We start from the raw sequence: 19,132 nt of genomic DNA, 5'->3' as shown, positions 1-19,132 counted from the left end.
CTCGGCAGCTACTTGGATGCTTTGGCGATCTTGTGCGCGAGATGGCCGGTCTGATGATCTCTGCGGAGCTGGCTCAGCGAGGTCTCGTTCAGCGCAGCCAGGACATCGCTCAGCTTCTCGGTTTCGGGATAACCCGCCGCGAAACCTGGCCCGTAAACCTTGCGCAAGGTGCGGAGCAGCGTGTTTCCGTGCTTGCCGCTGATTTCGCCATCCTTGTTGGGATGCCGGTGGTCGAGACCTGCCTTGCTCATGTCGCTCTCCCTTGTACCATTGACTGGCAGCATCTGCCTGCGGAGATCAAATGGCAATTGAGGCCGCAAACGGCCGGGAACCCACCCAGCGCCCTCACCCATCCTTGGTCGAAGGCGAGTATTCGGTGGCTATTTGCGGCGTATTCGGTCAATGTAACCAACGTGCTCCTGCGGACTCCGGAGAGGCCTGACGCGGCCATCGAAGCAGCAAGTCGCGTCCATACGGGAAGCCACAGCTCCATTGCGTCACAGCATAGTCCTGCGTGAGAGCACCCCCAAACTGCAGAGGTGGACAGATGTCATATGCCTACAAGCTGAATGAAGACGTTCACCACCGGGCCCAGGGGCCGCAAGGTCGTGCCGAGGCCGATGAGCCGGCGGTCTACACCATCATTCAACGCATGCCGATTGAAGCCGACGGGCGGCTTCGGTACCGGATCAGAAGCAAGGCAGGTAATATCGAGCGCGTGGTGACGGAAGAACAGCTGTCGTATTCGCAATAGGCAACGTGCCGCCGTCGAAGATCGGCGCAGGCCATCTGCCGCGGACCGCGAGCGAGCGTGCAGCGAAGATTTACCCGTAAGTCTGAGCAGGACATCAACCCGGCCACTGTTGTCGTGCGCGCCACCGGTGGCGGACCATGCGGCGCCGGAGTTCTGAGCCAGACGCGATCTCCAACAGCTGCTGCGTCGGCCAGCCTGCCCGGGAGGAGTAGCCCTTTCATTCGACTTGATGGGCCGCGCAAATCGGCGCAGTCTCTCCCGCGGACTCCCCACAGAGCCGCAGGGTCGCGCGCGCGGATACGCGGGTCGATTCATCGGGGGATGACAGTCATGAACGTCACGGCGATGAGACTGGCCATACCGTTGCTGGCACTTGCGGCCGGCGGCACCGCTGCGTTCATCTTTGGCATCCACCAAACCCAGCAGATCCTGGGCGTAAACACCCGCTTGATGGCGACGGCGCCAGCGGCGCCCGCGCGAGAGCAAGACGTGGGGAACCAAGACAAGACTGCGCTGGCAAAGACACAGACCGAGACCGCGGCGCTGGCCAACGCTTTGGCAGGACCGTCGCCAACACCGGGCGGCAACGCGGTGCCGGAGTTCGACGTCGTCAGCATCGAGCCGACCGGCGAGACCGTTGTCGCCGGCCGGGCGCTCCCTGGCGCGACGGTGGAATTGCTGCGCAATGGCGAGGTGCACGATCGCGCCGTGGCGGACAAGTCCGGCCAGTTCGTCATGGTGCCGCGCCCGCTTCCGCCCGGAAACTACGACCTCACCCTGCGCATCACGCATGACGGCAAGCCAGTGACCTCCAAGCAGAGCGTGGCAGTGGCGCTCGACGCGGCGGCCAGCGAGCGGCCGATGGTCGCGCTGATGGCGCCGGACAAGCCGATCCGCGTGCTGTCGCAACCTGCGGCGGCGACGCACGGGAAGGTGGCTGTCGAGGCCGTCGAGACCGAACCGGGCGGCAAGCTCCATGTCAGCGGTCAGGCAACTCCCGGCGCGACCGTCAGGCTCTATCTCAACGACAGTCTGATCACATCCGCGACTGCCGACGCGGCGGGACACCTCTCGGTCACGATCAACAAGGGCGTAACGACCGGCGATTATCGGATCCGGCTTGACGACGTCGACCCCGGCTCTGGCAAGGTCCGCGCGCGTGCCGAAGTGCCGTTCAACGTTCCGGACACGACGACGACCGCATCGATCCCGGCGCCTGCGGCTGCGTCCGGCCGTACGGATGGGACCACGCCGCAGCTCGCGGCGGCAACCACCGCCGCATTGAGCTCACCCTCCGCCGTGATCGTGCCGAAGATCACCACGACCACCGTGGCGCGCGGCGACAGCCTGTGGCGGATCAGCCGGCGCACATTGGGTGCCGGCCAGCGCTACGCGGTGATCTATCGGGCCAACTCGCAGCAGATCCGCAATCCCAATTTGATCTATCCCGGTCAGGTGTTCGTGCTGCCGGCTCGGTGAGGCCGGCATTCCGGCATCGGTCACCCGCCTCAGGGCCACGCCGGTTGTTGCCGTCCTTGGCGGGGTGGCAGGTCTGGCGCCCCCGCGCGCGCCACACTAGATGTGCTGCCATGCAGCACCCCGCCCTTGAGGATTTCGTCGCCGGCCACCAGCGCCTGTTTGTCCTGACCGGGGCCGGCTGCAGCACCAATTCCGGCATTCCCGACTATCGCGACAGCGACGGTAACTGGAAGCGGACGCGGCCGGTCACGATCCAGGCATTCCTGGGTGAGGCGGCGACGCGGCAGCGCTACTGGGCGCGCAGCATGGTCGGTTGGCGGCGGTTCGGCCGCGCGGCGCCGAACGGCGCGCATCGCGCACTGGCGAAGCTCGAACAACAAGGCCGTTGCGAGCTGCTCTTGACGCAGAACGTCGACCGCCTGCACCAGGCCGCGGGCAGCCAACGCGTGATCGATCTGCACGGCCGGCTCGATGTGGTGCGCTGCCTCGGCTGCGGCGCGACCATGCCACGCGAGCAGTTTCAGGGCGAGCTCGCGCGACTGAATCCGGCCTGGCTCACGCTCGATGCCGTCGATGCCCCTGACGGCGATGCCGATCTCGAGCAGGATTTTTCGTCGTTCGTGGTGCCGGCCTGCGAGGCCTGCGGCGGCGTGCTGAAACCCGACGTGGTGTTCTTCGGCGAGAACGTGCCGCGCGATACCGTCGCGTCGGCGCAGGCGCATCTCGAACAGGCCGACGCTCTGCTGATCGTCGGCTCCTCGCTGATGGTCTATTCCGGCTTTCGCTTCGTCCAGATGGCGGAGCAGCGCGGCTTGCCGATCGCCGCGGTCAATCTCGGCCGCACCCGCGCCGACGAGCTGCTCACGCTCAAGATCGAGGACCAGTGCGAGACCGCGCTGGCGTTTTTGCTGTAGCGCGCCGCACGCTCCACGTCATTGCGAGGAGCGACAGCGACGAAGCAATCCATTGTCACCCCGTGCGGAGGGATGGATTGCTTCGCTTCGCTCGCAATGACGACGGGCCGGATTATCCGCTCACGCGCGATGGCGCTGCGACTTGGCCATCGGCATGTTGGCGTTCCAGTGCGTCCAGCTGACGCTGGCAAGGCTGCCCCGGTCCGTTGCCAACGGACGACGCGTGCGGCGCTCGTACTCGGCGATGCAGCGGCCGGATTCGCCGATCTTGCGCTGCAATTCATCGATCGTCATCTGCGTCGCGCGGCCGCAATTGGCCTTGCCGAGCTGATCGACCTCGATCGCCTTCAACGCCGCACGCAGCTTCTTCAGCTGCGCGCGCTGCCAGGCAATGTGACTGTTGCTGTCTGCTGTCATGTGGCCGCCACCATCTTTGATCGTTGCACGCCGTTGGGAACCTCGATGTCGACTTCCAGCATCGAGACGAACTTGCCCCGGTCCATCCGGACCACGACCTTGTCGGGATCGACGTCGATATGCTTGGAGACCACGCCCAGGATTTCCGAGCGGAGCATCTCCAGAAGGTCCGGCGTGCCGGTCCGGCCGCGCTCATGCGAAAGCAGGATCTGCAACCGCTCCCGCGCGACGGGCGCCGATGCAGAGCGGCCGCCGAACAGCCGCATTACGTTCATCATGCCGCCCTCCGTCGCAGCAACCGGTCCATCAGCCCCTTGCGTTCGACCGGCACGGTCATCTCCACCGCCTCGCCCATCAGGCGCCGCACCGCGTCGGTATAGGCCCGCGCCGGCGCGCTGCTCGCAGCGTTCAGCGTGACCGGGCAGCCGACATTGGAGGCGCGCAGCACGTCCTGGCTTTCGGGGACGATGCCGAGCAGCGGCGTGGCAAGGATCTCCAGGATGTCGTCGATCGACAGCATCTCGCCGCGCGCGGCGCGGGCGCTGTCGTAGCGGGTGACCAGCAGATGCTTCTCGACGCGCTCGCCGCGCTCGGCGCGGGCCGTCTTGGAATCCAGCATGCCGATGATGCGGTCGGAATCGCGCACCGACGACACTTCCGGATTGGTGACGATGATGGCCTCGTCGGCATAGCGCATCGCGAGCGTCGCGCCGCGCTCGATGCCGGCCGGGCTGTCGCACAGGATCCAGTCGAACTTGGTCTTGAGATCGGCGATCACGTGCTTGACGCCTTCTTCGGTCAGCGCGTCCTTGTCGCGGGTCTGCGACGCCGGCAGCAGCCAGAGATTCTCCAGCCGCTTGTCGCGGATCAGCGCCTGCGGCAGCTTGGCGACGCCCTGCACCACATTGATGAGGTCGAACACGACCCGCCGTTCCGCGCCCATCACCAAATCGAGGTTACGCAGGCCGACGTCGAAATCGATGACGACGACGTTCTGGCCCATTTGCGCGAGCGCCGCGCCAAGCGCGGCGGTGGAGGTCGTCTTGCCGACCCCGCCCTTCCCGGACGTCACGACCAATACCTTGGCCATTCTCTCTCTCCTTGTGGTCGATCAGTTCAAAGCTGTGATGCGCAGCATTTCGCCCTCGAGCCACGCCTGGGCGGGTCGGTTGCGCAAGCTGTCGGCGATTTCATCTGCGGTCTGGTAGTAGCCATCGATGGCGAGCAGTTCGGCCTCGATCTTCTGGCAGAAGATCCGGGCCGCCGAATTGCCGTTGATGCCGGCCATCGCGCGGCCGCGCAGCGTGCCGTAGACATGGATCGAGCCGCCCGCGACGATTTCGGCGCCGGAGCCGACCGAGCCGAGCACGGTGACATCACCTTCGGCAAACACGATCGACTGGCCTGAACGCACCGGGCTCTCCAGCAGCAGCGACGGCAGCTTGGTCTTGTCCTTGTCTTTGTTCTTTTCCTGCGCCGGCGGCGTCTTCGGCTCGACATGGGTGATCGCGCACGCGCGGCCGCCGGTCAGAAGCGGCGGCAGGTTGGCGCCGAGCTTGGATTCGTCGACACCTTCGATGCCGAGAATGCGGATGTTGCGTTCAGCGAGGCTGCCGACCAGATGCGCGATCGCGGCCTGGCTGAGGTCGACCGCCGAGAGGTCGAGCACCACAGGCTTGCCGGCGAAGAAGCCCGGCGACTTCCCCAGCGTCGCGTCGATCTCGGCGAGCCAGGACACCACGGGCACGACGGGCGTGAAAACGAACGCAACATAGGAACGGCCGCGCATGCGGACCTGCTGACGTGCCACCTGTTGAGTTGCGTCCATCGCCCCTGACTCGGCTGTATTTTCGAATGGTTAACAATCGGCCCGCATGGTTAATCAAAGGTTAACAGAGGGTGGTGTTTTCACGGATTTGCGAGGGCTGCTCCTCTGGCAACCGCTGTTGGCTGCGACCTGTTGCCTGGACGCATGATTCCGGGACCGGCGGCGCGAATCACCGCCGAGCTGTCGGCGATCGCTCGGCCTGCACCGACGCATCGAACACCGCGCGGCATGACGGGCTGAGCTGTTCGACCTGCGCGGCCATGCAATCCGTGATCCGGCCGCGATCCGGAATGTAGGCGCCGCACAGCCGGACCGCGTCGCCCATGCAGGCCTGACGCTGCATCGATTCGTTTGGACCGGACTGGGCCATAACGGGCGCGACGGTCGCACCGAGAAGCACGAGGGCAAGGCGAAGTCTCATGGATCACTCTCTCACTGGCAGGTTGAAGTGGTGGTCGAGACTGGATGTCACGACAGCGGCGTGCGGCCGCTGCCGGCGGCGGATTCGGCGTCGGTTTGCGACGGCGGAAGATGCAGAAGCGTTGCGATCGTCGTATCGAGCAGCTGCGTCCGCGCTGTCTCGGGATCGATCTCGGGCGCAAACCGGCCGAGCAGCATCGGAAACGCCGGCGGCTGGTTGAGCGCCGCGTTGAGCAACGCAAAGAACAGCGCCGGATGGCTGCTGCGGATGATGCCCGCCGCGATGCCGGCCTCGAAGAGCTCGCGCGCGCTCTCATACGCCGGACGCAGCAGCTTTTCGGTCACCATTGCGGAGCGCTCCGGCGCCTCCGCGCCGTGGCGAACCACAAAGTCCCTCACCTGCGGATGCGCGGCATAGAACGTGGCGACGCGGATGATGAGATCGCGCAACCGGTCGCCCAGCGAGCGGTTCGCGTCGGTGGCGATCGCATGCACCTCGGCCATCACGGGTATCGCAAGCACCACGATGCGGTCGAGACAGGCCTCCCACAGCGCGGCCTTGTTGCCGAAGTGGACGCGCACGAGATTCGGCGCGACGCCCGCCGCCGCCGCGACGCTGCGCAGGTCGGCGCCGTCGAAACCGAGACTCGCAAAGGCCTCGGTCGCCGCGATCAGCAGCGCCTGGCGGCCGTCGGGCATGTCCTTGCTGCGGCGTCCCTTGGGCCGGGAGGCCGGCAGCGCGGCGGCAGTTATCGCTCCAATCATCGCACACCAAATATGTTCAGATGAACATATAAATTGGTGAGTCCGCATTTCAAGTTCGGGGCACAATCAAAAAAAGACAAAAAAAACTCAGATAGATAGAGGAAATGCCGCGAATGTGAGCGTGGCGGCCAACCGGCAAAGAAAAAGCCGGCGTCAATCGACGCCGGCTTCATGCCATTGAGCGGGTCCGAAAGGGGCAGCTCAGCTCTTGACCTCAGCAGTCCAGGTCTTCTCGATCTGCTTCACGACGCTGTCGGGCATCGGAATGTAGTCGAGCTCTTCCGCGCTCTTGGCGCCCTTCTCGAAGGCGAACTTGAAGAACTTGAGCGCTTCCTTCGAGGCTGCCTTGTCGGTCGCATCCTTGTGCAACAGGATGAACGTCGAAGCGACGATCGGCCAGGACTTGTCGCCCGGCTGGTCGGTCAGGATCAGGTAGTAGCCGGGCGCGTTGGTCCAGTCGGCGTTCGACGCCGCAGCCTGGAACGCTTCGTTGGTCGGCTGAATGGTCTTGCCCGCCTTGTTGATCAACGCGGTGTAGGTCAGCTTGTTCTGCTTGGCGTAGGCATACTCGACATAGCCGATCGAGTTCTTGGCCTGCGCGATATTGCCCGCGACGCCTTCGTTGCCCTTGGCGCCGACGCCGACCGGCCATTCGACCGCAGTGCCGGAACCGATCTTGCTCTTCCAATCCGGGCTGACCTTGCTCAGGTAGTCGGTGAAGTTGAAGGTCGTTCCCGAACCGTCGGCGCGATGAACCACCGAGATCGCCTCGGACGGCAGCTTGGCCTTCGGATTGAGCTTCTTGATCGCGGTGTCATCCCACTTGGTGATCTTGCCGAGGAAGATGTTGGCAAGGGTCGGACCGTCGAGCACCAGATCGCCGGCCTTCACGCCGTCGAGGTTCACCACCGGAACGATCGCACCCATGATCATCGGCCACTGCGCAAGACCGTCCTTCTGCAGCTGGTCGGACTTCAACGGCGCGTCGGTGGCACCGAAGGTCACGGTGTTGGCTTCGATCTGCTTGATGCCGGCACCCGAACCGATCGACTGGTAGTTCACGCCACTGCCTGAATCCTTCTTGTAGGCGTCGGCCCATTTGGAGAGGACAGGGAAGATAAATGTCGAACCGGCACCGGTGATGTCGGCTGCGAAGCTCGGCGTCGCCATAGCCACCAGACTGGCGGCCACGATTGTCTTGACGAATTTCATGTTGATCTCCGTGGAAACGCGAGAGGTCTCGCGCGCTCGATGCTCTCGTAAGCAGCCGCAACGTTTTTTCGGAGGCCCATGACGATGGGATGACAGTGCCCCGTAACCTTCGGCCTACGTCAAAAGTTCGGAACCGCACGGGATACCGCCTGTCGCGGTTCCCCTGAGTTTGACGGAGCGTTGTGCTGGAAGTTATTCCGCCGTGATGTTGGCCGACTTGACGATCGGCCACCATTTCTCGACCTCGGCGGCTTGATGGTCGCGCAGCGCGGCGGGGGTCTGCTTTTCCGGTGACGGGATCTCCTGCCCGAGTTCTGCGAAGCGTTGCCGAACGACGGGCTCGGCGAGCGCCGACATCACCGCCTTCGACAGCGTCGACACGATATCGGCCGGTGTGCCCTTCGGCGCCCAGATGCCGTGCCAATAGGCGATGTAGAGACCCGGCAGTCCGGCTTCGTCGACGGTCGGAATCTCGGGTGCCGATGCGAGCCGCGACGACGCGGTCACCGCAAAGGCCTTCACGGTGCCGCTCTTCACCTGCGGCAGCGAGTTGGAGGCCTGATCGAACATGATGTCGATATGCCCGGCCATCAGATCGTTCAGCGCGGGGCCGGCGCCGCGATACGGCACGAACGAGAAGTGGGTGGCCGTCAGCTGCTGGAAGAACACGCCCGCGACATGCGCGCCCGAACCCGGGCCCGCGGTGCCGGCGGTCGCCTTGTCGCCGTTGGTCTTGAGCCAGGCGATCAGCTCCTTCAGATTTGCCGCCGGCAGATCGGGCCGCCCGATGATGAGCTGCGGTCCGCTCGCGACCAGTGCAATCGGTGCGAATTCGCGCACGTCATATTGCAGCTGATAGATCGCGCCATTGAGGCAATGCGTGCCCCAATGTCCGATCGTGATCGTGGTGCCGTCCGGCGCCGCGCGCGAGGCGCGCAGGCCCGCGACAGTACCGGAGGCGCCCGTGACATTCTCGATGATGACAGGATGGCCGAGCGTATTGCGCATATATTCGCCGGAACTGCAGCAGGCGACCAATCCGGCGACGCCATCCCTACTACGCAGATGCCAAGGCTTACATCCTGGCCCACGCCGCCGATCTGCATATCCAGAAGCTGCTCGACCGCGACGAACTGACCAAGCTCTATGAGGATCCGTTCCACAACAGCCGGGTGCCGGACTTCATCGCCATCACCGATCATGGCGTCATCTGCACCGGCGGCAGCAAGCTCGCCGAGCATGGCGGTTTCTCCAACGACGATCGCAACGTGCTGCTGCTGGTCTCTTCGCCGCGCATCAAGCATGCGAGGGTCGTCGAGGAGACGACCTTCACCACCCAGATCGCGCCGACGATCCTCCATGCGCTCGACCTCAATCCGCGCAGCCTCCAGGCGGTCCGTGACGAAGGTGTCGAGGCCTTGAAGATAAAATAGAGCCGCAAAGGGGCATTCCCTCCAGCGGCACAACGCACCAAACGGCTTGCATCGGCACGCCGTGACCGGGCACGCCGAGCGGCCTGGCCTACATATCGGCGCCCCTATCGCGGGGCGCCGATGCTGTTTGCCATGACAGCGTCAGGAGCCGAGCTTCGCCCGCAGCATGGGACCAAGGAGATTCGAGTAGTCGTCCGTCCAGAGTGCGCTGGCCGCATCCGGCGACATGGCGGCCCAATGCCGGGCCGCCATGCCGACATCGTCAGGCATGCGCGTAAGCATCACCACCCGAGACGCCGTCCTCAGCGTGGTCATGACGTCGCCGACGGGATGTCCTTCCTTGAAGAGTGCGATCAACCCCTGGGACTGCGCGATATTCGCCATGATCGGCGCGAGATCGAGATGGCGGTTGGAGATGTGCACGAGGATGACCCCGTGCGGCGCCAGCTTCGACACATAGCCGGCGATCGCTTCACGCGTCAGCAGGTGGACCGGAATGCTATCGGACGAGAAGGCGTCCAGCACGATCAGGTCGTAGCGATCAGGTGAGGCCTGCAGTGTGAGACGCGCATCGCCGAGCACGAGGCTGGCCTTCGGCGCGCAGCGCGACAGGAACGTGAAGAAGGCAGGATTGCTCGCGATCCGGATCACCTCGGGATCGATCTCGAAGAATGTCCAGTCCTCTTCGCCGCCACGGTAGCAGGCGAGCGAACCAGTACCGAGACCGACCACCGCAACCCGCTCGAGGCTTCCCTTGACGCTGCGTGCCGCCGCGATCCCTTCGGCAAGCGGGCTGCCCGGGTAGTAGTAGCTCTGAGGCTCAGGCGCGCCGGAGACTGGCGTGCCGTCGTCGTTCCGCAACCGCTCTGCGCCATGCATCGTGTTGCCGTGGAACAGCAGCCGCGCGCGGCCGTCCGCGAGGTCGACCACGGTGTGGACCCCGAAGAAGCTGCGCGCGGTCTCGATCGGGGCCATGCCGGGACGCCAGAACGTCGTCAGCATCAGGCCGGCGATCGCCAATCCGGCGAATGACACCGGCCGCTGGCGCAAAAATATCATGCCGGCCGCCAGCAGGACCAGCAAGGCCCGGAACGGCAGCTCGAAGGAGGCCGGAAGCTGCAGTTGGGTCACGTACCAGACCGTGGCAAGCGCGATCGCCACCGCCAGCCATGGCGACGCCTTCATCAGCGCGTGGCGCGCACCGCCTGCGAACATGCCGGGCAGTGCCAGCAATGCGAGTGCGATCAGGATCGGATATTCGTAATTGCCGGAAAATATCTGCGGCGCCAGCAGCCCCGCGAAGGCGCCGCCCAGCACGCCGCCGAGCGAGGTGCAGAGGAAGAACTCCGTCAGCCGCTGCGGGTGCGGGCGCCGGGCATAAAGCTCGCCATGACAGAGCAGCGCCAACAGCGCGAACACGACGAGATGGAGCACGATCGTCGTGAACCAGAACACCTTGGCGCCGACCAGACTGATCGCAAGCGGGGCCACGGCGAACGGAACGAGGCGCACCACGGTCGCGTGGCTGATCCACGGCCGATCGCGGAACACGACAACGAAAGTGAACAGATAGAGCGCCAACGGAATAACCCAGAGAAAGGGCGCGGCCGCGACGTCAGTCGTCAGATACGCGGTCACCGCGATGACCAGCCCAGACGGAATGGCCGCAAGCGCGATCCATTGCAGCCTGTCGGCCGCGCTGACGACCGGTGTCTCTGGCGACGGCGTCGCCTTCGCGGCGCCATCGCCTCGTCCGAGCATGAAGGCAACCGCCGTGACGAGCAGCGCGAGGACCGCAAAGCCGACCGACCAGATGCTCGCCTGCATATTCAGCGCCAGGAGTGGCTCGATAACGACAGGATAGGCAAATAGGGCCGCGAACGAGCCAAGATTCGACGCGGCATAGAGCACATACGGATTGCTTGCATCGCGATGGCCGCTTCCGGCGAACCAGCTCTGCAGCAAGGGGGCGCTCGCGGACAACGCGAAGAACGGCAGGCCGATTGACGCAGCGAACAGCCCGAACAGCCAGAGCGCGGTTCCATCGGCGGGTGGCGCCCCCCAATTGGGCGCGATCGCGATCGGCAAGGTCATGGCCGTGACGGCGAGCAGGAGCAGGTGGACGAGCCCCGCGCGCTGCGGCCCGAACAACCGGCTGAGCAGATGTGCATAGGCGTAGCCGGCGAGCAGGACGGCCTGGAAGAACACCATCGCCACCGACCAGACCGAGGGCGCGCCACCGAGCTTCGGCAGCACCATTTTCGCGAACATCGGCTGAATCAGGAACAGCAGTAGCGCGGATACGAACAGCGTCGCCACGCTGAGGACCGGCAGCAGGCGCGTTTCATCGGCAGAACGCGATACCTCTGGGAGCGTGCGCTCCGGCGCGTTCTCGAAAAGTGACACTGGTTGATCCCTGCAATCCGTGCTTCAGGGTAGATTAGGCGCGCCTAAGCAAGCGTTAATCGGAGTTCAGGGAGCGTCTATCGGTGGCAGAGAAAGGCCCGGCAATCTTGTTGAATGACAAAGCAATCGTCGACCTGCTGGGAACCCACCAATTGAGCCATTACCGGCGGGGTGGTCAAGGCCTCCATCGTCCCGGTCCCGCGTGCCGAACTGGACACCGCCCAGCTCGTGGCATGGGCGCGCCGGAACATGGCGCCTTACAAAGTACCGCGCGACGTCAGCTTCGTTACGGAGTTGCCGCGCTCACCGGCTGGCAAGCTGTTGCGGCGGTTGCTCAAGGACTGACGCTGCAGTGAACTTGCCCCGACCGGCTGACGGCGCCAGCCAGACGCCGGCTCCGCCGACCTAGAACCCTCGTACCCGTGAGAGGGTTTCCGACGGCATCTCGCCATATGCTCGGCCATAACATCTCGCGAAGTCGCTCATGTGCCAGAAGCCGTTGGCCCGCGCCGCCGCGGTCACGGTAACGAGCGGGCCTCCTTTGACGAGGAGCTTGCGGACCGACCACATGCGTTTCGACCGCAAATGTTGATGCAGGCTAACGCCAAAGACGCGCTGTACGGCGGTCTGGAGCGTACGAACGGAAACGCCGAGCGTCTGCGCGAGACTAGCGCTGTAGAGGTCGGCCTGTCCCAAAGTGGCCACCAGTTCATCCAAGCGTTCAACCAGCTTCCGATGCCGGTCGAACGAGCCCGGAGGCGCCCGCTTGACACTGTCCTCGACGAGGGCGCTGTCGAGCCCGGCGACAAGCGTTTCCTGCAGCCTTCCGCTCAATAGCTCGAATTCCCCGAGATCCGTGCAGTTGGAAGCCAGGCAAAACATGTCCAGAATTGCCGATCGTATCGCCAGCATCTTGACCGGCGCCAGCCGGAACAGCTCGATTCCCTTGTCGAAGTCGGCCCACCCGCGATTGCTCATGTCGGAGCGGAAGCGCAGCATGAGATAGGTGTTTGCATGCCGTTCGAGGACATCGACAGGCGCCTGGCCGCGAATGACGCCGATCGTGGAATTGCCGACCTCGGTCCCGTTCATCGTTGCGTGGAAGGCCAGAGGAATGACGACCCCAACCCCGCGATTTGCTCCGAGATCTCCCTCCATTCGCCGGGCGAAAGATCGCTGCAGCACGAGAAGGCAGTCGGGAAGCGCCAGAATACTCCGCGAAGCCGAGATGGGCGACGAGTCCAGCGGCGTACTTCTCATTCCGCCAATAACATCGTTGGGACGGAATTCGTCGAAGCTGCTGAAGCGCTCGACACGCAGCACCGGCGACGGATCGAGCCAGCGGACGGGCATCGTGACCTCCTACGAGAGCGGATGATCCAGCAGGGCCTCGCCCGCGCGCGCAATTCCCTTCATCAGTTCGACTGCCGACCGGAAGCTATCTTCGCCGAACCGTTCGGCCAAATTCGCCTGTACTTCTCGCCAGCGCGGCAGTGCACGCGACAAGGTTTTCCTGCCTTTGGCGGAGATCGAGATGTCGCGCACGCGACGGTCCGCTCCGGGCGCGATCCTCACCAGACCGCGACGTTCAAGAATCGTGATGTTGCGTGCGAGCGCGCTTGGGTCCATCGACATCCTCCTCGCAAGTGCTCCCATGGTCACAGTCTCTTGCCGCGCGCAGGCAACGAGCAACATAAATTGCGTTGGCTCCACCCCGACCGGCGCGAAGGCCTCGGCATAGAGCCGGGTGATCACGCGGCTTGCCTTCCGGACATTGAATGCGGCGCAGCAACTACCCACCACGGCTAGTTCCTCGGGCATTGGCGACACAACCTGCTTCATCGCGCACCTGCGTTATATGCATATACTGGTATTAAATTCCCGCAATTTGCCGGATTCCGATAATCGTATTGATCAAGCAATTAAGACGGTGCCCTCAATATTCCCCCGAAAGGACATCGACACCGAGCACACGCCAAGGGAGAACCACCATGCCGGACATCGCGAACCTTGATCGACGTAAGCGTCACCGCCCCGCGCCGTCGCTGGCATGCCGAGCAGCGCCGATCGATCCGTTTGAGCTTTGGAGTGTTCACCGGCAGAATGCGCGCGAGGCGCTACAAGAGGCGGTCTTCGCACTTCAGATCACTCATGCCCGAACATCGATCGCGATCGAAAAGATCGACAATCTGGAGAATCGCAAACAATTGCAGGCGCAATCCACGCGGATCGGTACGCTGATCGACCTCGCCTGGCGCAGACTCGGCGATATCTGAGCGCTGGCCGCCCGGTTCGGCTCGGAGGGAGCCGCCCCTCCCGCTGCTCATCCGCTTGCTGCCGCGATGCCGACGACCGTTGGACATCTAGACTAAAGAGAAAACGCGCCATTCCGATGAGCGTCGAAAGCGACTGCGATCACCGATCATTGAGCGGCCCGACCTGCCCTCGGGACCGCCGATGACGCAGCCTGGCAGGATACATCCTGCCGGGCTGCGATGCACGCTGCGTCGCTTGCGTATCGGTCATTTCCAGAATACGCCGCGTTTCCGGTAGTCGACCTGTATCAAGCAACGTCGACCTCCTTGCTGCCAACCTGCTCTCGGTTGAGCCACATCAATGCATCGGCGATCGGGCGTGCGATCATTGCTCATTCTAGTCAGAGGCTTCGCGGCATGCGTCGAACATTCCCCTCACTGTTCCGCTGGCTCACCCTTTTCGGGTGGCGGGACATCGCGACCGCCCCGGTCGACTGCGCGGTCGAGATTGCCGTGATCGACGTCGAACAGCACAGGCTAGGCTTCCCCTGTCTCAAGCATGGCGGTGGATGGTTCGATGCCGCGACCATGCAGCCCATTGCGATGGCGCCGACCCACTGGCGCTACTGGCAGCCCGACGTCCCGCCGATGAGTTGTTGCTGACCATGCCACGCCTTGCCGCCATCAATCGGCTGGTCGCGGTGCTGCTGCTGCTGCGGTCACGTGCTTCTCCGTCGCAGCGGCGTCCCGACTGGACGCTGATCCTGGCGCTCGCCAGCACGGCGCTGACTGTCGTCTCGGCAGTCTCGCTGGTCTATTTTCACTATTTGGACGGACCCTGATCGTTCGCGGGTTCGTCGTCGGCAATGGCTCGCCACGCCGCGCCATCGAGATCGTCATACTGGCCGCTCTTCAGCGACCATAGAAAGCCCAGCAGCCCGACGAAGCCGAGCGCAAGGGCGAGCGGAACCAGATAGACCAGGACTTCCATCAGACCGTCCCCCGCCCCCGCGCCCTCATCGCGTTGAGCATGACCAGCACCGACGAGCCGGACATCGCCGCCGCTGCGATGAGCGGCGTCACCAAGCCTGCGATCGCGATCGGAACCGCAAGGACGTTGTAGACCACGGCAAGCCAGAGATTCTGCCGCATCAAGCGCAGCGCCTTGCGCGAGACCACGATCGCTGTCCGCACCGGCGCGAGGCGTTCGCCGAGAAAGACCGCATCCGCGACCGCCTGGCTCACATGGGTCGCACTAACCGGCGACATCGAGGCATGCGCCGCGGCTAGCGCCGGCGCATCGTTGAGGCCGTCACCGACCATCAGCACCTTGCAGCCCTGACGCGCCAGTTCCTCGATCCGGGCGATCTTGTCGACCGGAGAAACCCCGGCGCGCCATTCATGGATGCCGAGCGTCTCGGCCGCGAGTCGAACGGCGGGTTCGCGGTCCCCGGAAACGATCTCGACCGCCAGGCCGAGCCGTTCCAGACCCGAGACAACGTCAGCCGCGTCGGCCCGCAGCTTCTGGCGAACGGCGAAGACGTGCCTGGTGTCGCCATGGCTGAATGCGACGACGGAGGACTCAGGGTCGCGATGCAGAAGCTCGTTGGCGAGGCTGTCGGCACCGCAGAACGACGGCCGGCCAAGCCGGATCGGCTGACCCTGGTGGTAGCCGTGGACGCCCTGCCCCGGATCTTCCTCGATACCCGGCAGCGGCGCGGCGGCGCCGGCCGCGCGCGCCACGGCGGCCGCGACCGGGTGACGGCTCGACAGGGCCAGCCGGCCGGCAAGCTCGATGACGTCGTCGGGAATGCTCGCGAGATTGGCGACATCGAGCTCGGGCAGCGTCAACGTGCCTGTCTTATCGAAGATCACGCGATCGATCTCGGCAATGCGTTCGATCGCATCGCCGGCATTGAGCAGCACGCCCGAACTGAACAGCGCACCCGATGCAACGGTCTGCACGGCCGGAATGGCGAGCCCCAGCGCGCAGGGGCAGGTAATGATCAGGACCGCAATCGCCGTCACGATCGAGTCATGAAAACTCGCGCCATAGGCCAGCCAGCCCAGCATCGTCAGCAACGCGGTCGCGTGCACCACCGGGGCGTAGAGCCTCGATGCACGCTCCGCCAGGCGAAGATAGCGCGAGCGCGCCTGCAGCGCGTGATCGAGCAGCCGGGATATCTCATCCAGCAACGTGCCACCCGAGGCCGCCGACGCGCGGACGCGCAATGTGCCGGAACGGATCAGCGTGCCCGCGAACACGGCGCTGCCGGGCGCCGCCATCGCCGGCAAGGTTTCGCCCGTAATCAGGCTCTGATCGACCTCCGAGCGGCCATCGATCACATTGCCGTCGACCGCGCAGCGCTCGCCGGGCCGCAGCAGCACGATGTCGCCGGGGCGGATCGCAGCTGCCGGGACCGTTCTGATCTCGGTTGGGCTAATGAACTTCGTCGCGGTCTCCGCCTTCAGCGCCGCGAGGTTACCGGCAAACGCCCGAGTACGCCGTCGCATGTTCTGATCGAGGTAGCGACCGGCGAGCAGGAACGCGATCAGCATGATCGCGGCATCGAAATAGGCGTGTTCGGCGTGATTTATCGTCTCGATCACCGAAATTGCCAGCGCGAGCACGATACCGATACTGATCGGAACGTCCATGTTGACGCCGCGCGCTCGCAGGGCTGACAGCGCCGACGAGAAGAAAGGCTGCGCCGAATAGGCTGCGGCCGGCAGCACGATCAGCGCCGACAGCCAGTGGAAGAAATCGCGCTGCTCCGGCAGCATGTCGGAGACGTTGCCGGACCATACGGGTATCGACAGCATCATGACGTTCATCGCGGCAAAGGCGGCGACGCCCAGCCGTCGCAACAAGCCTTGGGCTCGCTGCGCATCCAGCGTTTCGGCGTCATTCCGCTCGAACGGATAGGCCTTGTAGCCGAGCTCAGCGAGCCGGCTTACGAACAGCGCCGGATCAAGAGCACCCGCCTTCCATTCCAGCGCCAGACGGCTGTCGGTCAGGTTTACGCGAGCCGAGGTGACGTCCGGTATGGTTGACAGATTGCGCTCGATCTTGGCCATGCAGCCCGCGCAATTGATGCCCTCCACCGCGAGATCGAGATGGATGAGCCCGGCGCCCGCACTCTTCAGATAATGTGAGAAATCGATATCCGCCTGCATGAGATGCGCCCTCAGTTCAGGACGATTCGGTTCTTCGACAGGAACATGCGGCGGCCATCCGCGTCGCCCTCGATCACGAGGTCCCACTGCCCCGCGGCGACGCCCTCGGCGCGGCCGCGATAGCTGCCGGGGCCGGTCTCGCTGATCTCGATCGCCCGATCGGCGCGACGATCGATCGGGCGTTCGAGCCGAGCAAGGAAATTCAATGCCGTCAGGAGCTCGCCAGCGTGATCGCGCGCCTCAAGTGCAATTGCGGCACTTCCATCGGGCCGCCGATCGATATGCGCCTGGACCTGCCAGTCGCGCTCGTTCTGCTGCCTGGCTGCGTCGATCTCGCGCTGATAGGCGAGGCTGGCACTGTAGGCGCTGTCGACCTCGGTGCCCGGAAGAGTCGTGATGGCGAGGCGCATCATGACTATGTTCACGCTGATCACGACGGCGAAGAACGCGATCGTCGTGATCAGGACGAAACGTCCGGTGATGGGTCGCGCGACTGGACTTGAGGCTGCCATGGCTAGATTCCATCGTTATGGAAGGACGAAGTGGTCGGTCGCGGAGGCGACCTCTCCGAGACCGATGTCAGTGACGCGAAACGTGACCGGCACCGACTTTTCCGCTTTTTCATTTAGCGGTGCCGTCACCAGCACCCGAAGTTCGGTGGTGGTATCACGGCCGAGGACGATCATCGGACGGTCTGGCGTCACCGAGTCCGCACCGATGACGTGCAACTTCGCATCGGCCGGTCCATCGACGTCGATCGCGATCACACGATCGAAGCCGCGCTTGTTGAGGAAGCGCAGCGTGTATCCATTGCGGATCGCGCCGTCGCTGAGACGCACCGCGATCGGGTTGCGGTCGTGCAGCACGTTGACGTCGAGCAGGGTTCGCGACATCAGCGCGTAAAGCATCACCGCGCAGACCACGGTGATCAGGCTGGCGTAGACGACTGTGCGAGCGCGAACGGGCTTGAAGATTTCCTCCTTGCCGGCAAGGCGTCGCTGAATGTTGATATCGTTATCGTAACCGATCAGACCGGTCTTGCGGCTGACCTTGGTCATGACGGCGTCACAGGCATCGATGCACAGGCCGCACTGGATGCAGCCGAGTTGCGCGCCATCGCGGATGTCGATCCCGGTCGGGCACACGGCGACGCACTGGTTGCAATCGATGCAATCGCCGGCCTTCTCGCCGAGCGCTCGGATGTCGAACGCCTTCTTCACCGAGCAACGCGGCTCGCCGCGATCGTATTTATAGGTGACGTTGAGCGCCCATTCGTCGGTCAATGCGGCCTGGATCCGCGGCCACGGGCACATATAGACGCAGACCTGCTCGCGCATATAGCCGGCCAGCAGATAGGTCGACGCGGTCAGGATCGCGATCCAGAGGTAGGCGATCGTCGGTGCCTGAAAGGTCGCCAGATCGCGCACCAGTGTCGGCGCATCGGCGAAGTAGAGCACCCATGCGCCGCCGGTCCACCACGCGATCATCAACCAGATCGCGTGCTTCAGCACTCGGCGACCGGCGCGCTTTACGGTCATTGGCCCGGCATCGGCCTTCATCTGTGCGCGACGGTCGCCTTCGACCAGGCGCTCGACCGCATAGAACAGATCGGTCCAGACCGTCTGCGGGCAGAGATAACCGCACCAGATTCGGCCGCCGAGCGCGTTCATCAGGAACAAGGCGAACGCCGCCAGCACCAGAAGGCCCGTGAAGTAGTAGACCTCCTGCGGCCACAGCTCGATGAAGAAGAAATAGAAGCGGCGGTTGGGAAAATCGATCAGGACCGCCTGATCGGGCGCGCCGAGGCCCCGATGCCAACGCACGAAGGGCAGCAGATAGTAAACGCCGAGGCAAACGGCCATCAGCCGCCATTTGATCGAACGGAATCGGCCGGAGACGCTCTGGGGAAAAACCTTCTTGCGAGGCGCATAAAGCGGCCCGTCTTCGTCGGCTATGAGTTTATCAGGGGGCACGGGCTTGTTCATGGATTGCTCGAATGAGGCTCTCGTTGAAACCTACATCCCCGCACCAGGTCCGGGTTTGACCTCGGTCAATGAACCCGGACGCCCTCG

The 19,132-nt window shown here is 64.2% G+C and carries 24 protein-coding genes; 8 read left to right on the top strand and 16 right to left on the bottom strand.

Going from position 1 to position 19,132, the window contains the following annotated elements:
- Positions 1 to 8 precede the first annotated feature (8 nt).
- Positions 9 to 251, bottom strand: a complete 243-nt coding sequence (locus tag ACVW1C_RS21820; protein WP_176534192.1) for a hypothetical protein — start codon at positions 249 to 251, stop codon at positions 9 to 11.
- Positions 252 to 547: 296 nt separating this feature from the next.
- Between ACVW1C_RS21820 and ACVW1C_RS21815 the strand changes: the two genes are divergently transcribed.
- The 3 genes from ACVW1C_RS21815 (at position 548) to ACVW1C_RS21805 (ending at position 3,147) form a co-directional block, all read left to right on the top strand.
- Positions 548 to 754: a hypothetical protein gene (locus ACVW1C_RS21815; protein WP_176534193.1), complete on the top strand. Its 207-nt coding sequence runs from the start codon at positions 548 to 550 to the stop codon at positions 752 to 754.
- A gap of 489 nt (positions 755 to 1,243) precedes the next feature.
- Positions 1,244 to 2,233, top strand: coding sequence for a LysM peptidoglycan-binding domain-containing protein (locus ACVW1C_RS21810; protein WP_456760170.1), 990 nt, complete (start codon positions 1,244 to 1,246; stop codon positions 2,231 to 2,233).
- 56 nt (positions 2,234 to 2,289) lie between these two features.
- Positions 2,290 to 3,147 (top strand): NAD-dependent protein deacetylase, encoded by an 858-nt coding sequence (locus ACVW1C_RS21805; protein ID WP_456760169.1) that lies wholly within the window; start codon positions 2,290 to 2,292, stop codon positions 3,145 to 3,147.
- Positions 3,148 to 3,267: 120 nt separating this feature from the next.
- On the opposite strand, the gene ACVW1C_RS21800 is transcribed toward ACVW1C_RS21805, so the two are convergent.
- The 8 genes from ACVW1C_RS21800 to ACVW1C_RS21765 form a co-directional block, all read right to left on the bottom strand.
- Positions 3,268 to 3,564 carry a hypothetical protein gene (locus ACVW1C_RS21800; protein WP_092122321.1) on the bottom strand — a complete coding sequence of 99 codons (297 nt, stop codon included), beginning with the start codon at positions 3,562 to 3,564 and terminating at the stop codon, positions 3,268 to 3,270.
- Positions 3,561 to 3,839, bottom strand: coding sequence for a cell division topological specificity factor MinE (minE, locus tag ACVW1C_RS21795; RefSeq protein WP_171948207.1), 279 nt, complete (start codon positions 3,837 to 3,839; stop codon positions 3,561 to 3,563). The genes ACVW1C_RS21800 and minE overlap by 4 nt, the downstream gene beginning before the upstream one ends.
- Positions 3,839 to 4,654, bottom strand: a complete 816-nt coding sequence (minD, locus tag ACVW1C_RS21790; protein ID WP_456760168.1) for a septum site-determining protein MinD — start codon at positions 4,652 to 4,654, stop codon at positions 3,839 to 3,841. The genes minE and minD overlap by 1 nt, the downstream gene beginning before the upstream one ends.
- A gap of 21 nt (positions 4,655 to 4,675) precedes the next feature.
- Positions 4,676 to 5,392, bottom strand: coding sequence for a septum site-determining protein MinC (gene minC, locus ACVW1C_RS21785; RefSeq protein WP_456760167.1), 717 nt, complete (start codon positions 5,390 to 5,392; stop codon positions 4,676 to 4,678).
- Positions 5,393 to 5,561: 169 nt separating this feature from the next.
- On the bottom strand, positions 5,562 to 5,813 hold the full coding sequence (locus ACVW1C_RS21780) for a hypothetical protein (RefSeq protein WP_456760166.1): 252 nt from the start codon (positions 5,811 to 5,813) through the stop codon (positions 5,562 to 5,564).
- Between the two features lie 47 nt (positions 5,814 to 5,860).
- Positions 5,861 to 6,577 (bottom strand): TetR/AcrR family transcriptional regulator, encoded by a 717-nt coding sequence (locus tag ACVW1C_RS21775; protein WP_456760165.1) that lies wholly within the window; start codon positions 6,575 to 6,577, stop codon positions 5,861 to 5,863.
- Between the two features lie 201 nt (positions 6,578 to 6,778).
- Positions 6,779 to 7,789 (bottom strand): phosphate ABC transporter substrate-binding protein PstS, encoded by a 1,011-nt coding sequence (pstS, locus tag ACVW1C_RS21770; protein WP_456760164.1) that lies wholly within the window; start codon positions 7,787 to 7,789, stop codon positions 6,779 to 6,781.
- A gap of 192 nt (positions 7,790 to 7,981) precedes the next feature.
- The gene (locus ACVW1C_RS21765; RefSeq protein WP_456760163.1) at positions 7,982 to 8,797 is read right to left on the bottom strand and encodes a tripartite tricarboxylate transporter substrate-binding protein; all 816 of its coding nucleotides are present in this window, start codon (positions 8,795 to 8,797) and stop codon (positions 7,982 to 7,984) included.
- 164 nt (positions 8,798 to 8,961) lie between these two features.
- Here ACVW1C_RS21765 and ACVW1C_RS21760 point away from each other — a divergent pair, with 164 nt between their 5' ends.
- Positions 8,962 to 9,222 carry a hypothetical protein gene (locus ACVW1C_RS21760; protein WP_456760162.1) on the top strand — a complete coding sequence of 87 codons (261 nt, stop codon included), beginning with the start codon at positions 8,962 to 8,964 and terminating at the stop codon, positions 9,220 to 9,222.
- Positions 9,223 to 9,363: 141 nt separating this feature from the next.
- Here ACVW1C_RS21760 and ACVW1C_RS21755 read toward each other — a convergent pair whose 3' ends face one another.
- A complete protein-coding gene (locus ACVW1C_RS21755) occupies positions 9,364 to 11,628 on the bottom strand; it encodes a spermidine synthase (protein WP_456760161.1) in 2,265 nt (754 codons plus the stop codon).
- A gap of 171 nt (positions 11,629 to 11,799) precedes the next feature.
- On the opposite strand from ACVW1C_RS21755, the gene ACVW1C_RS21750 reads away from it, so the two are divergent.
- On the top strand, positions 11,800 to 11,973 hold the full coding sequence (locus ACVW1C_RS21750; protein WP_456760160.1) for an AMP-binding enzyme: 174 nt from the start codon (positions 11,800 to 11,802) through the stop codon (positions 11,971 to 11,973).
- Between the two features lie 60 nt (positions 11,974 to 12,033).
- On the opposite strand, the gene ACVW1C_RS21745 is transcribed toward ACVW1C_RS21750, so the two are convergent.
- Both ACVW1C_RS21745 and ACVW1C_RS21740 read right to left on the bottom strand, forming a co-directional pair.
- Positions 12,034 to 12,981: a helix-turn-helix domain-containing protein gene (locus ACVW1C_RS21745; RefSeq protein WP_456760159.1), complete on the bottom strand. Its 948-nt coding sequence runs from the start codon at positions 12,979 to 12,981 to the stop codon at positions 12,034 to 12,036.
- A gap of 9 nt (positions 12,982 to 12,990) precedes the next feature.
- Complete coding sequence (locus tag ACVW1C_RS21740) at positions 12,991 to 13,470, bottom strand: MarR family winged helix-turn-helix transcriptional regulator (protein WP_456760158.1); 480 nt, start codon at positions 13,468 to 13,470, stop codon at positions 12,991 to 12,993.
- 149 nt (positions 13,471 to 13,619) lie between these two features.
- On the opposite strand from ACVW1C_RS21740, the gene ACVW1C_RS21735 reads away from it, so the two are divergent.
- The 3 genes from ACVW1C_RS21735 (at position 13,620) to ACVW1C_RS21725 (ending at position 14,725) form a co-directional block, all read left to right on the top strand.
- The gene (locus ACVW1C_RS21735) at positions 13,620 to 13,904 is read left to right on the top strand and encodes a hypothetical protein (protein ID WP_456760157.1); all 285 of its coding nucleotides are present in this window, start codon (positions 13,620 to 13,622) and stop codon (positions 13,902 to 13,904) included.
- A 396-nt stretch (positions 13,905 to 14,300) separates the two neighbouring features.
- A complete protein-coding gene (locus ACVW1C_RS21730; RefSeq protein ID WP_456760156.1) occupies positions 14,301 to 14,546 on the top strand; it encodes a hypothetical protein in 246 nt (81 codons plus the stop codon).
- Positions 14,547 to 14,548: 2 nt separating this feature from the next.
- Complete coding sequence (locus ACVW1C_RS21725; RefSeq protein ID WP_456760155.1) at positions 14,549 to 14,725, top strand: hypothetical protein; 177 nt, start codon at positions 14,549 to 14,551, stop codon at positions 14,723 to 14,725.
- On the opposite strand, the gene ccoS is transcribed toward ACVW1C_RS21725, so the two are convergent.
- From ccoS to ccoG, 4 genes are read right to left on the bottom strand one after another with little or no spacing between them, the layout of a single operon-like run.
- The gene (ccoS, locus tag ACVW1C_RS21720) at positions 14,707 to 14,874 is read right to left on the bottom strand and encodes a cbb3-type cytochrome oxidase assembly protein CcoS (protein ID WP_176533342.1); all 168 of its coding nucleotides are present in this window, start codon (positions 14,872 to 14,874) and stop codon (positions 14,707 to 14,709) included. The genes ACVW1C_RS21725 and ccoS overlap by 19 nt on opposite strands.
- A complete protein-coding gene (locus ACVW1C_RS21715) occupies positions 14,874 to 17,060 on the bottom strand; it encodes a heavy metal translocating P-type ATPase (protein ID WP_456760154.1) in 2,187 nt (728 codons plus the stop codon). The genes ccoS and ACVW1C_RS21715 overlap by 1 nt, the downstream gene beginning before the upstream one ends.
- 11 nt (positions 17,061 to 17,071) lie before the next feature.
- On the bottom strand, positions 17,072 to 17,572 hold the full coding sequence (locus tag ACVW1C_RS21710; protein WP_456760153.1) for a FixH family protein: 501 nt from the start codon (positions 17,570 to 17,572) through the stop codon (positions 17,072 to 17,074).
- Positions 17,573 to 17,587: 15 nt separating this feature from the next.
- Positions 17,588 to 19,045 (bottom strand): cytochrome c oxidase accessory protein CcoG, encoded by a 1,458-nt coding sequence (gene ccoG, locus ACVW1C_RS21705; protein WP_456760152.1) that lies wholly within the window; start codon positions 19,043 to 19,045, stop codon positions 17,588 to 17,590.
- Positions 19,046 to 19,132 lie beyond the last annotated feature (87 nt).

The sequence above is a fragment of the Bradyrhizobium sp. USDA 4011 genome (genome assembly GCF_054063415.1).
This window is presented reverse-complemented; position numbering and strand designations above follow the sequence as displayed.

Excerpts from the sequence above, each read along its gene's own strand:
- ACVW1C_RS21820 (WP_176534192.1), bottom strand. The coding sequence starts at position 251 with ATGAGCAAGGCAGGTCTCGACCACCGGCATCCCAACAAGGATGGCGAA.
- ACVW1C_RS21815 (WP_176534193.1), top strand. The coding sequence starts at position 548 with ATGTCATATGCCTACAAGCTGAATGAAGACGTTCACCACCGGGCCCAG.
- ACVW1C_RS21800 (WP_092122321.1), bottom strand. The coding sequence starts at position 3,564 with ATGACAGCAGACAGCAACAGTCACATTGCCTGGCAGCGCGCGCAGCTG.
- minE (WP_171948207.1), bottom strand. The coding sequence starts at position 3,839 with ATGAACGTAATGCGGCTGTTCGGCGGCCGCTCTGCATCGGCGCCCGTC.
- minD (WP_456760168.1), bottom strand. The coding sequence starts at position 4,654 with ATGGCCAAGGTATTGGTCGTGACGTCCGGGAAGGGCGGGGTCGGCAAG.
- minC (WP_456760167.1), bottom strand. The coding sequence starts at position 5,392 with ATGGACGCAACTCAACAGGTGGCACGTCAGCAGGTCCGCATGCGCGGC.
- ACVW1C_RS21780 (WP_456760166.1), bottom strand. The coding sequence starts at position 5,813 with ATGAGACTTCGCCTTGCCCTCGTGCTTCTCGGTGCGACCGTCGCGCCC.
- ACVW1C_RS21775 (WP_456760165.1), bottom strand. The coding sequence starts at position 6,577 with ATGATTGGAGCGATAACTGCCGCCGCGCTGCCGGCCTCCCGGCCCAAG.
- pstS (WP_456760164.1), bottom strand. The coding sequence starts at position 7,789 with ATGAAATTCGTCAAGACAATCGTGGCCGCCAGTCTGGTGGCTATGGCG.
- ACVW1C_RS21765 (WP_456760163.1), bottom strand. The coding sequence starts at position 8,797 with ATGCGCAATACGCTCGGCCATCCTGTCATCATCGAGAATGTCACGGGC.
- ACVW1C_RS21745 (WP_456760159.1), bottom strand. The coding sequence starts at position 12,981 with ATGCCCGTCCGCTGGCTCGATCCGTCGCCGGTGCTGCGTGTCGAGCGC.
- ACVW1C_RS21740 (WP_456760158.1), bottom strand. The coding sequence starts at position 13,470 with ATGAAGCAGGTTGTGTCGCCAATGCCCGAGGAACTAGCCGTGGTGGGT.
- ACVW1C_RS21735 (WP_456760157.1), top strand. The coding sequence starts at position 13,620 with ATGCCGGACATCGCGAACCTTGATCGACGTAAGCGTCACCGCCCCGCG.
- ACVW1C_RS21730 (WP_456760156.1), top strand. The coding sequence starts at position 14,301 with ATGCGTCGAACATTCCCCTCACTGTTCCGCTGGCTCACCCTTTTCGGG.
- ACVW1C_RS21725 (WP_456760155.1), top strand. The coding sequence starts at position 14,549 with ATGCCACGCCTTGCCGCCATCAATCGGCTGGTCGCGGTGCTGCTGCTG.
- ccoS (WP_176533342.1), bottom strand. The coding sequence starts at position 14,874 with ATGGAAGTCCTGGTCTATCTGGTTCCGCTCGCCCTTGCGCTCGGCTTC.
- ACVW1C_RS21715 (WP_456760154.1), bottom strand. The coding sequence starts at position 17,060 with ATGCAGGCGGATATCGATTTCTCACATTATCTGAAGAGTGCGGGCGCC.
- ACVW1C_RS21710 (WP_456760153.1), bottom strand. The coding sequence starts at position 17,572 with ATGGCAGCCTCAAGTCCAGTCGCGCGACCCATCACCGGACGTTTCGTC.
- ccoG (WP_456760152.1), bottom strand. The coding sequence starts at position 19,045 with ATGAACAAGCCCGTGCCCCCTGATAAACTCATAGCCGACGAAGACGGG.